The sequence below is a fragment of the Streptomyces sp. McG3 genome, assembly GCF_018619185.1.
Classification (GTDB): domain Bacteria; phylum Actinomycetota; class Actinomycetes; order Streptomycetales; family Streptomycetaceae; genus Streptomyces.
The window spans coordinates 1-9,959 of the sequence record NZ_JAAXYC010000297.1; the positions used below are offsets into that span (position 1 = coordinate 1).

At 69.8% G+C, this 9,959-nt stretch carries 8 protein-coding genes and 1 tRNA gene; 2 read left to right on the forward strand and 7 right to left on the reverse strand.

The window, feature by feature from the left end:
- Window positions 1–80: 80 nt before the first annotated feature.
- Window positions 81–2,810 (forward strand): phosphoenolpyruvate carboxylase, encoded by a 2,730-nt coding sequence (ppc, locus tag HET64_RS31745; RefSeq protein ID WP_215110602.1) that lies wholly within the window; start codon window positions 81–83, stop codon window positions 2,808–2,810.
- A 30-nt stretch (window positions 2,811–2,840) separates the two neighbouring features.
- Here ppc and HET64_RS31750 read toward each other — a convergent pair whose 3' ends face one another.
- From HET64_RS31750 to HET64_RS31780, 7 genes are all read right to left on the reverse strand, one after another.
- Complete coding sequence (locus tag HET64_RS31750; RefSeq protein ID WP_215110603.1) at window positions 2,841–3,311, reverse strand: hypothetical protein; 471 nt, start codon at window positions 3,309–3,311, stop codon at window positions 2,841–2,843.
- A gap of 122 nt (window positions 3,312–3,433) precedes the next feature.
- On the reverse strand, window positions 3,434–4,027 hold the full coding sequence (gene pth, locus HET64_RS31755) for an aminoacyl-tRNA hydrolase (protein ID WP_215110604.1): 594 nt from the start codon (window positions 4,025–4,027) through the stop codon (window positions 3,434–3,436).
- Window positions 4,028–4,183: 156 nt separating this feature from the next.
- Window positions 4,184–4,771, reverse strand: coding sequence for a 50S ribosomal protein L25/general stress protein Ctc (locus tag HET64_RS31760; RefSeq protein WP_215110605.1), 588 nt, complete (start codon window positions 4,769–4,771; stop codon window positions 4,184–4,186).
- A gap of 207 nt (window positions 4,772–4,978) precedes the next feature.
- Window positions 4,979–5,956, reverse strand: a complete 978-nt coding sequence (locus tag HET64_RS31765; protein WP_015609053.1) for a ribose-phosphate diphosphokinase — start codon at window positions 5,954–5,956, stop codon at window positions 4,979–4,981.
- 119 nt (window positions 5,957–6,075) lie between these two features.
- Window positions 6,076–7,524 (reverse strand): bifunctional UDP-N-acetylglucosamine diphosphorylase/glucosamine-1-phosphate N-acetyltransferase GlmU, encoded by a 1,449-nt coding sequence (gene glmU, locus HET64_RS31770; RefSeq protein ID WP_215110606.1) that lies wholly within the window; start codon window positions 7,522–7,524, stop codon window positions 6,076–6,078.
- Window positions 7,525–7,632: 108 nt separating this feature from the next.
- Window positions 7,633–7,703: transfer RNA gene (locus HET64_RS31775), tRNA-Gln, on the reverse strand.
- Window positions 7,704–7,709: 6 nt separating this feature from the next.
- Complete coding sequence (locus HET64_RS31780; protein WP_215110607.1) at window positions 7,710–8,582, reverse strand: hypothetical protein; 873 nt, start codon at window positions 8,580–8,582, stop codon at window positions 7,710–7,712.
- Between the two features lie 156 nt (window positions 8,583–8,738).
- Between HET64_RS31780 and HET64_RS31785 the strand changes: the two genes are divergently transcribed.
- Window positions 8,739–9,959: sensor histidine kinase (locus HET64_RS31785; RefSeq protein WP_215110608.1), on the forward strand; the 1,221-nt coding region annotated here is incomplete at its 3' end.

A 9,959-nucleotide genomic window follows, 5' to 3' on the forward strand; every position in this document is an offset into this window, starting at 1 on the left:
CGCCACCCGTCCCCACCACCACCCATGGGGGGACGGCGAAGCGAACGCACCTCCTCATTCACTGCAAGGAGCCGCACACTGTGAGCAGTGCCGACCAGACCCCTGCCGCCAGCCCCGCGCTGCGCGCCGACATCCGCCGCCTCGGCGACCTCCTCGGCGAGACCCTCGTACGCCAGGAGGGCCAGGAGCTCCTCGACCTCGTCGAGCGGGTCCGCGCCCTGACCCGCACCGACGGCGAAGCCGCCGCCGAACTCCTCGGCGACACGGACCTGGAGACCGCGGCACAGCTCGTGCGCGCCTTCTCCACCTACTTCCACCTCGCCAACGTCACCGAGCAGGTCCACCGCGCCCACGAGATGCGCGACCGCCGCGCGGCCGAGGGCGGCCTGCTGGCCCGCACCGCCGACCGGCTCAAGGACGCCGACCTCGAGCACCTCCGCGAGACGGTCAAGAACCTCAACGTCCGGCCCGTCTTCACCGCACACCCCACCGAGGCCGCCCGCCGCTCGGTCCTCAACAAGCTCCGCCGCATCGGGGCCCTCCTGGAGACCCCGGTCATCGAGGCCGACCGCCGTCGCCTGGACCTCCGCCTCGCCGAGAACATCGACCTCATCTGGCAGACCGACGAACTCCGCGTCGTCCGCCCGGAGCCCGCCGACGAGGCCCGCAACGCCATCTACTACCTCGACGAACTCCACGCAGGCGCCGTCGGAGACGTCCTGGAGGACCTCGCCGCCGAACTGGACCGCGTCGGCGTCGAACTGCCCGCCGGCACCCGCCCCCTCACCTTCGGCACCTGGATCGGCGGCGACCGCGACGGCAACCCCAACGTGACGCCCGCCGTCACCTGGGACGTCCTGATCCTCCAGCACGAGCACGGCATCACCGACGCCCTGGAGATGATCGACCACCTCCGCGGCCTCCTCTCCAACTCCATCCGCTACGCCGGAGCCACCGAGGAACTCCTCACCTCCCTCCAGGCCGACCTGGAACGCCTCCCCGGCATCAGCCCCCGCTACAAGCGGCTGAACGCCGAGGAGCCCTACCGCCTCAAGGCCACCTGCATCCGGCAGAAGCTCGTCAACACCCGCGAGCGCCTCGCCGAAGGCACCCCCCACCGCCCCGGCTGCGACTACCTCGGCACCGCCGAACTCATCGCCGACCTGGAACTCATCCAGACCTCCCTGCGCGCGCACAAGGGCGGCCTCTTCGCCGACGGCCGGATGGACCGCACCATCCGCACCCTCGGCGCGTTCGGCCTCCAGCTCGCCACCATGGACGTACGCGAACACGCCGACGCCCACCACCACACCCTCGGCCAGCTCTTCGACCGGCTCGGCGAGGAGTCCTGGCGCTACGCCGACATGCCCCGCGACTACCGGCAGAAGCTCCTCGCCAAGGAACTGCGCTCCCGCCGGCCGCTCGCCCCCACCCCGGCACCGCTCGACGCGGCCGGCGAGAAGACCCTCGGCGTCTTCCACACCATCAAGCAGGCCTTCGAACGCTTCGGCCCCGAAGTCATCGAGTCCTACATCATCTCGATGTGCCAGGGCGCCGACGACGTCTTCGCCGCCGCCGTCCTCGCCCGCGAGGCCGGACTCGTCGACCTCCACGCCGGCTGGGCCAAGATCGGCATCGTCCCCCTCCTGGAGACCACCGACGAGCTCAAGGCCGCCGACGTCATCCTCGACGAGATGCTCGCCGACCCCTCCTACCGCCGCCTCGTCTCCCTGCGCGGCGACGTCCAGGAGGTCATGCTCGGCTACAGCGACTCGTCCAAGTTCGGCGGCATCACCACCTCCCAGTGGGAGATCCACCGCGCCCAGCGCCGCCTCCGCGACGTCGCCCACCGCTACGGCGTACGCCTGCGCCTCTTCCACGGCCGCGGCGGCACCGTCGGCCGAGGCGGCGGCCCCTCCCACGACGCGATCCTCGCCCAGCCCTGGGGCACCCTGGAGGGCGAGATCAAGGTGACCGAGCAGGGCGAGGTCATCTCCGACAAGTACCTCATCCCCGCCCTCGCCCGCGAGAACCTGGAACTGACCGTCGCGGCCACCCTCCAGGCCTCCGCCCTGCACACCGCGCCCCGCCAGTCCGACGAAGCCCTCGCCCGCTGGGACGCGGCCATGGACACCGTCTCCGACGCGGCCCACGACGCCTACCGCAAGCTCGTCGAGGACCCCGACCTGCCCGCGTACTTCCTCGCCTCCACCCCGGTCGACCAGCTCGCCGACCTGCACCTGGGCTCACGGCCCTCCCGCCGCCCCGGCTCCGGCGTCTCGCTCGACGGCCTCCGGGCCATCCCGTGGGTCTTCGGCTGGACCCAGTCCCGGCAGATCGTCCCCGGCTGGTACGGCGTCGGCTCCGGCCTCAAGGCCCTGCGCGAAGCCGGACTCGACACCGTCCTCGACGAGATGCACGAGCACTGGCACTTCTTCCGGAACTTCCTCTCCAACGTGGAGATGACGCTCGCCAAGACCGACCTGCGCATCGCCCGGCACTACGTCGACACGCTCGTCCCCGACGAGCTGAAGCACGTCTTCGACGCCATCGAGGCCGAGCACGCGCTGACCGTACGGGAAGTCCTCAAGGTCACCGGCTCCACCGAACTGCTCGGCACCAGCCCGGTGCTCCAGCAGACCTTCGGAATCCGCGACGCCTACCTGGACCCGATCTCCTACCTCCAGGTCTCCCTGCTGGCCCGCCAGCGCCAGGCGGCGACACGCGGCGAGGAACCCGACCCGCTGCTCGCCCGCGCCCTGCTGCTCACCGTCAACGGCGTCGCGGCAGGACTCCGCAACACCGGCTGACCGTACGCACGCCGAAAAGGGGCGGTCCTGCTACAGCGCGACGAACGTCGCCACCAGCAGGACCGCCCCCGCCGTACCGACACCCCACGCCGTCCGCGACATCCGCAGCCCACCGCCGATCACGAACGCGGCCAGCACCATCGCCCCGCCCAACGGCACCCACGCATGCAGAAAGCCCGGCAACCCCGTGCGGACCACCGCATCGGTGCCGGGCTTCACCACGACAGGGAAACGATCCCCCTTCCGCGCCGCGACGGACCGGTCCAGGCTCACCCGAGGGCGCTCCCGCGACACCGCGTCCGGCTCGTACGAACCGGTACACGTCTCCTCGCCGCACCCCGTCACCGTCACGGTGCCGTGGTCACGGCCCTTGGCCAGAACGATGTGGTGCGCGGTGTTCCACGACGACCACGTACCCGCGACCAGCAGCACCAGGACGACCAGCCCCATGGCCGCCCGACGGCCCGCGAGCGCCGCACGCTGGGAAGAGCTCCGCTTCATGGGGGCCGATCCTTGGCCAGACCCGCACCCGCGGTCAACCTATGGCCGAAAAACGCCCCACCAGCACCAGGAATGTCAGGAGTTGTACGCGGCGGACGACACGGCGACCGAGCCGGACCCTCTCAGGAGTTGTACGCGCCCTGCGCCCGCTCCAGCCCCTCCGCCAGCAGACACTCCACCGCGTCCGCGGACCGGTCCACCAGGAACGCCAGCTCCTTGCGCTCGGTCGACGAGAAGTCCTTCAGCACGAAATCAGCGACCTGCATCCGCCCCGGCGGCCGCCCGATCCCGAACCGCACCCGGTGATAGTCCGGACCCATCGCCTTCGTCATCGACTTCAGCCCGTTGTGCCCGTTGTCGCCGCCACCCAGCTTCAACCGCAGCATCCCGTAATCGACGTCCAGCTCGTCATGGACCGCCACGACGTGATCCGTCGGCACCTTGTAGAAGTCCCGCAGCGCCGTCACCGGCCCGCCCGACAGATTCATGTACGACATCGGCTTCACCAGGATCACCCGGCGGCTCGCCGGACCCGGCGGACCCATCCGCCCCTCCACGACCTGCGCCTGCGCCTTCTGCGCCCGCTTGAACTTCCCGCCGATCCGCGTCGCCAGCAGATCGGCGACCATGAACCCGACGTTGTGCCGGTTCGCCGCGTAGTCGGGGCCGGGATTGCCCAGGCCCACGATGAGCCAGGGGTCGGTGGCGTCGGACATCAGCGCTCGGTCTCCTCGCACGCAGGGGATGACAGGGACAGCAGGGATGGCACATACGGCACATATGGCCGGGACGGCAGGCAAACGGGGCGGCGGCTCCCCGGAAGGGAACCACCACCCCGTCAGTCAAGCAGGTGGAACGGTGAGCGGTACGGCTCAGGCGTCGGCGGCGGTCTCGCCGGCCTCGTCCGCGGCCGGCTCCTCGGCCTGCGCGGCGACGACCTGGATCACGATGGCGTCCTCGTCACCGGCCAGCACGGAGCCCTTGGGCAGCTTGATGTCCTTGGCCTGGATCGAGTCACCGGCGTCCAGACCCGCGACGGAGACCGTCACGGACTCGGGGATGTGGGTGGCCTCGGCCTCGACGAGCAGCGTGTTCAGCACGAACTCGAGCAGGTTGGCGCCCGGCGCCAGGTCGCCCTCGGCGTGCACCGCGATCTCGACGTTGACCTTCTCGCCGCGCTTCACGGTCAGCAGGTCGACGTGCTCGATGGTGCTGCGGAGGGGGTTGCGCTGCACAGCCTTGGGGATGACCAGCGTGTCCTTGCCGTCGATCTCCAGACCGATCAGGACGTTCGCCGTACGCAGCGCCAGCTGCAGCTCGTGGCCCGGCAGCGTGACGTGGACCGGCTCGGCACCGTGGCCGTAGACGACCGCGGGAACGCGGTTGGCGCGACGAACACGGCGGGCGGCGCCCTTGCCGAACTCGGTACGGACCTCGGTGGCGAGCTTGATCTCAGCCATGGTTGCACTCCTCGTCAGGTGGGTGAGCCGTCGGGAGACGGAACACGAACGGTCACCCGGCCCACGACAGGCCTGCTACGAAGAGCGCGTCGATAACGGACCGCCGTACACACAGGTACGGCCTCCCTCGCCGAGCAACTCGCTGAGTCTACCCGGCGGGGAGGCCGCACCCCAAAGTGGATCACCGGACGGTGATCGTCACTGCTGTCAGCCCTGCTCCTCGAAGAGGCTCGTCACCGAACCGTCCTCGAACACCTCACGCACCGCACGCGCGATCGTCGGCGCGATCGAGAGCACCGTGATCTTGTCCAGCTCCAGCTCACCCGGGGTCGGCAGCGTGTCCGTGAACACGAACTCGCTCACCTTCGAGTTCTTCAGCCGGTCCGCCGCCGGACCCGACAGCACCCCGTGCGTCGCCGTCACGATGACGTCCTCCGCACCGTGCGCGAACAGCGCGTCCGCGGCGGCGCAGATCGTGCCACCGGTGTCGATCATGTCGTCGACCAGCACACAGACCCGGCCCTCGACGTTGCCCACGACCTCGTGGACGGAGACCTGGTTCGGCACGTCCTTGTCGCGACGCTTGTGCACGATCGCCAGCGGCGCGTCCAGCCGGTCGCACCAGCGGTCGGCGACCCGCACCCGGCCCGCGTCCGGCGACACGATCGTCAGCTTGGAACGGTCGACCTTCGCGCCCACGTAGTCCGCCAGGATCGGCAGCGCGAACAGGTGGTCCACCGGGCCGTCGAAGAAGCCCTGGATCTGGTCCGTGTGCAGATCGACGGTGAGGATGCGGTCCGCACCCGCCGTCGCCATCAGATCCGCCACCATGCGCGCCGAGATCGGCTCACGGCCACGGTGCTTCTTGTCCTGGCGGGCATAGCCGTAGAACGGCACGATCACCGTGATGGAGCGGGCCGAAGCGCGCTTCAGCGCGTCCAGCATGATCAACTGCTCCATGATCCACTTGTTGATCGGAGCCGTGTGGCTCTGGATCAGGAAGCAGTCCGCGCCACGTGCCGACTCCTGGAACCGCACGTAGATCTCACCGTTGGCGAAATCGAAGGCCTTCGTCGGCACGAGACCGACTCCCAGCTGATGGGCGACCTCCTCGGCAAGCTCGGGGTGGGCGCGGCCGGAGAAGAGCATCAGTTTCTTCTCGCCGGTCGTCTTGATCCCGGTCACAGCACAGTCTCCTCAGACGTGTATCTGGCGCTGCACGCATAGGTCCCGATGTGCAACGAGCCAGCCGAAATGGGTGAGCATCTATCACGGTACGCCGTCACCGGCGCACCTGTTTCCGGTCAGCTTTGCCCGTCGGTCTCCTGCGACGACGCCTGAGCGGCCTGCGCGGCGGCGCTGCCCGGCCGCTTCCGGGCCACCCAACCCTCGATATTCCGCTGCTGGCCCCGCGCCACGGCCAGTGAACCGGCGGGCACGTCCTTGGTGATGACCGACCCGGCGGCGGTGTAGACCCCGTCCCCGACCGTGACCGGCGCCACAAACATATTGTCCGAACCGGTACGGCAGTGGGAGCCGATCGTCGTGTGGTGCTTGGCGACGCCGTCGTAGTTCACGAAGACGCTCGCCGCACCGATGTTGGTGTGATCACCGATCGTCGCGTCACCGACGTAACTCAGATGCGGGACCTTGGTCCCTTCCCCGATCGTCGCGTTCTTCATCTCCACGTACGTACCGGCCTTGGCCTTCGTCCCCAGCCGGGTGCCCGGCCGCAGGTAGGCGTACGGGCCGACGAGCGCCCCCGCCCCGATCTCCGCCGAGAGCGTCACGGAGTTGTCCACCCTGGCGCCGGTGCCGACGACGGTGTTCTCGATCCGCGAGTTCGGCCCCACCTCGCTGTCCTCCGCGAGGTGCGTGGTCCCCAGCAGCTGGGTCCCCGGGTGCACGACCGCGTCCCGCTCGTACGTCACCGTCGCGTCGATCAGCGTGGACGACGGGTCCACCACGGTCACGCCCGCGAGCATCGCCCGCTCCAACAGCCGCTCGTTGAGCAGGCGGCGCGCCTCGGCGAGCTGGAGCCGGTTGTTGATGCCGAGGATCTCCCGGTGGTCGCCCGCCACGGAGGCCCCGACCCGGTGCCCGGCCTCGCGCAGGATGGACAGCACGTCGGTGAGGTACTCCTCGCCCTGGCTGTTGTCGGTGCGCACCTTGCCCAGCGCGTCGGCCAACAGCCGCCCGTCGAACGCGAACACCCCGGAGTTGATCTCCCGGATCGCCCGCTGCTCGTCGGTGGCGTCCTTGTGCTCGACGATCTCGGTGACCGCACCGGTGGCGGGGTCGCGCACGATGCGCCCGTAGCCGGTGGAGTCGGGGACCTCGGCGCTCAGGACGGTGACCGCGTTGGCGTCGGCGGCGTGGGTGGCGGCGAGCGCGCCGAGCGTCCCGCCGGACAGCAGGGGGGTGTCGCCGCAGACGACGATCACGGTGCCCTCGACGGCGCCGCCGAGCTCCTCCAGCCCCATGCGGACGGCGTGCCCGGTCCCGTTCTGCTCGGCCTGGAAGGCGGTGCGCACGGGGGCGTCGCCGGCGTTCAGGTGCGCGGTGACCTGCTCGCTGGCATGTCCGACGACCACGACGAGGTGCTGGGGATCCAGCTCACGGGCGGCGGCGACGACATGTCCGACGAGCGAGCGCCCGGAGATCTCGTGCAGAACCTTGGGTGTCTTCGACTTCATGCGGGTGCCCTCACCCGCTGCGAGGACGACGACGGCTGCCGGGCTGGTTGCGCTCACGGATGTGCCCTTCGGCTTCGGGTGGTGGTCATCCGCAGGATACCGGGGGTGTTTCCGGTGGAAACGGGGGCGGGCCCCGACCGGTGAGGTCGGGGCCCGCGTGCGCTGCTCCCGGGGAAGGACTCGAACCCTCATGATCAGATCCAAAATCTGACGTCTTGCCCTTAGACGACCCGGGATGGGCGTTATGTCCGATTCTCTTGATCGGCTCTTTTTGCAGCACCTACTATGCCGCACCAGGAGCCCTCGATGCGACGGTACAGCTCGGCGCTTTTCAGGACACGTACCGCGAGACAGCCCCGATAGCTTTCGCCGACGTTCTTCCGGTTCGTCTTCGGGGTGTGCTTCTTGAGCGACGTTTTCCCGAAAGCCGAGGGCTCGGCGCCGGTGAGTGTGGCCCAGAACTGCTCGGCGGCCATGACGTCCGCTGTCTCGTGGATAAGGACATGGAAGCGGAGGTGTCCGTCCTCTACTCCCAGCAGCCGTAGCCAGGCGAGAAAGACCTCGATCATGCCGGGGTCGCTGTTGACGAACGTGACCCGCTCCTGGGTGCGGTACGGCTTGGCCTTGGAGCCCTCCGCCCAGTAGAGGCCGACGCCCAGCAAGAAGAGCTCGCGATCGGTCATGGTGCCGATCTCGTCTGCGGCCTTCTGCTTTGCCGCCAGGCGCTCGGCGTCCCGCCGCTGGAGTGTCGCTTCCCATCCGCGCCGCCCGATGGCGGAGGACTCCTCCCGGGTCCGCTTGCGCTCCGGCTTCGGCAGGTCCCGTACCCACAGTGAGATCGAACTCTTCGAGCAGCCCAGCTCCACCTGGATCTGGTCGTAGGTCATTCCCTGGAGCCGCAGCTCGCGGGCCTTCTCCCGCACGTCGTCCTTGGCGTTCGGGCGCTTCGTCCACTCGGGGGCGGGCTCGCCCTGGAGGAGGCGGTGGAGCATGTCGTTGTTGAAGACCTTCAGCCGGTCCCTGATCTGGCGCACGCTGAGCCCCTCCCGCCGCAGCGCCACCGCCCGCTCGCGCAGGCCCTCGAAGTCGGCGTACTTGCTTGTGGTTTCCGTCATACGGGGATCGTCGTCCGGAATGCGAACGTCCGGGTCGAAAGCGCGGTCGATTCGCCATTTCAGGCGATCGGTATGTGTTTCGTGCTTGTTCGAATGCGGAACGTGCTGTTGCCGGTCACCCGAAAATGAGATGCGTCCGCCCGTAGGCTGGATGCCATGACCGCAACGGGGGCAGACCGGGAAGCGGCGGGATCGACCACCCGCGGCTACTGGTGGTGGGAGCGGCGACGCAGTGTCGCCCTGGACGTGGGACTGGCGCTGGTATCGGCGCTGGAGTGTGGCCTGGAGGGGGTGGAGTTCGCCCGGAACACCGGTATTCCGGTGCCGGTGGGCGTGGTGTTCGGACTGCTGGCGGGTTCGGTGCTGCTGGTGCGCCGGCGGTGGCCGATCGCCGTGGTGCTCGTGACGATCGCGATGACGCCCGCCGAGATGGGCTTCCTGATGGCCCTCGTGGGCCTGTACACGCTGGCCGCGTCCGAGGTGCCGCGCCGGATCACCGTCGTGCTGGCGGGGATGGCGCTGGTGGGGACGTTCATCGTCACCTGGGTGCGGTTGCGGCAGAGCGTGGCGGAGCAGGCCGACTTCGGGCCGGGGGACTGGTACGTCCCGCTGATGTCCGCCTTCATGGCGGTGGGGCTCACGGCCCCGTCCGTGCTGTTCGGCCTCTACATAGGGGCCAGGCGCCGTCTGATGGAGAGCCTGCGGGAGCGGGCCGATTCGCTGGAGCGGGAGCTGTCACTGCTCGCGGACCGGGCCGAGGAGCGGGCCGAGTGGGCGCGTACGGAGGAGCGGACCCGGATCGCCCGGGAGATGCACGACGTGGTCGCCCACCGGGTGAGCCTGATGGTGGTCCACGCCGCGGCCCTCCAGGCCGTCGCGCCGAAGGATCCGGCGAAGGCCGTGCGCAACGCGGCGCTGGTCGGGGACATGGGCCGGCAGGCGCTGACGGAGTTGCGCGAGATGCTCGGGGTGCTGCGCACCGGGGACGCGTTGACCGCGCCGGCCGCCGCGGGGGCGGTTCCGCTGGCGTCGGTGAGGAAGGCGGCTGTCGCGGCCTCCGCCGCGTCCGAGGACGGGCCCCGGCTGCACGAGCTGGAGGCGTTGGTGGCGCAGTCGCGGCAGGCGGGGATGGTCGTGGAGCTGTCGGTGGACGGTGCGGCGCGGCCGTATCCGCCGGAGGTCGAGCAGACGGCGTTCCGGGTGGTGCAGGAGGCGCTGACGAACGTGCACAAGCACGCGGCGGGCGCGAAGACGTGGGTGCGGCTCGCGCATCGGGAGGCCGAGGTCGCGATGCAGGTGGAGAACGGTCCTTCGGACTCGGCGGCGGCGGACGCGGGGCTGCCGAGCGGGGGGAACGGGTTGGTGGGGATGCGGGAG

Bases quoted from the DNA above. Each gene is read 5' to 3' on its own strand.
- HET64_RS31780 (WP_215110607.1), bottom strand. From the start codon at position 8,582: ATGACGGAAACCACAAGCAAGTACGCCGACTTCGAGGGCCTGCGCGAG.
- HET64_RS31750 (WP_215110603.1), bottom strand. From the start codon at position 3,311: ATGAAGCGGAGCTCTTCCCAGCGTGCGGCGCTCGCGGGCCGTCGGGCG.
- HET64_RS31760 (WP_215110605.1), bottom strand. From the start codon at position 4,771: ATGGCTGAGATCAAGCTCGCCACCGAGGTCCGTACCGAGTTCGGCAAG.
- pth (WP_215110604.1), bottom strand. From the start codon at position 4,027: ATGTCCGACGCCACCGACCCCTGGCTCATCGTGGGCCTGGGCAATCCC.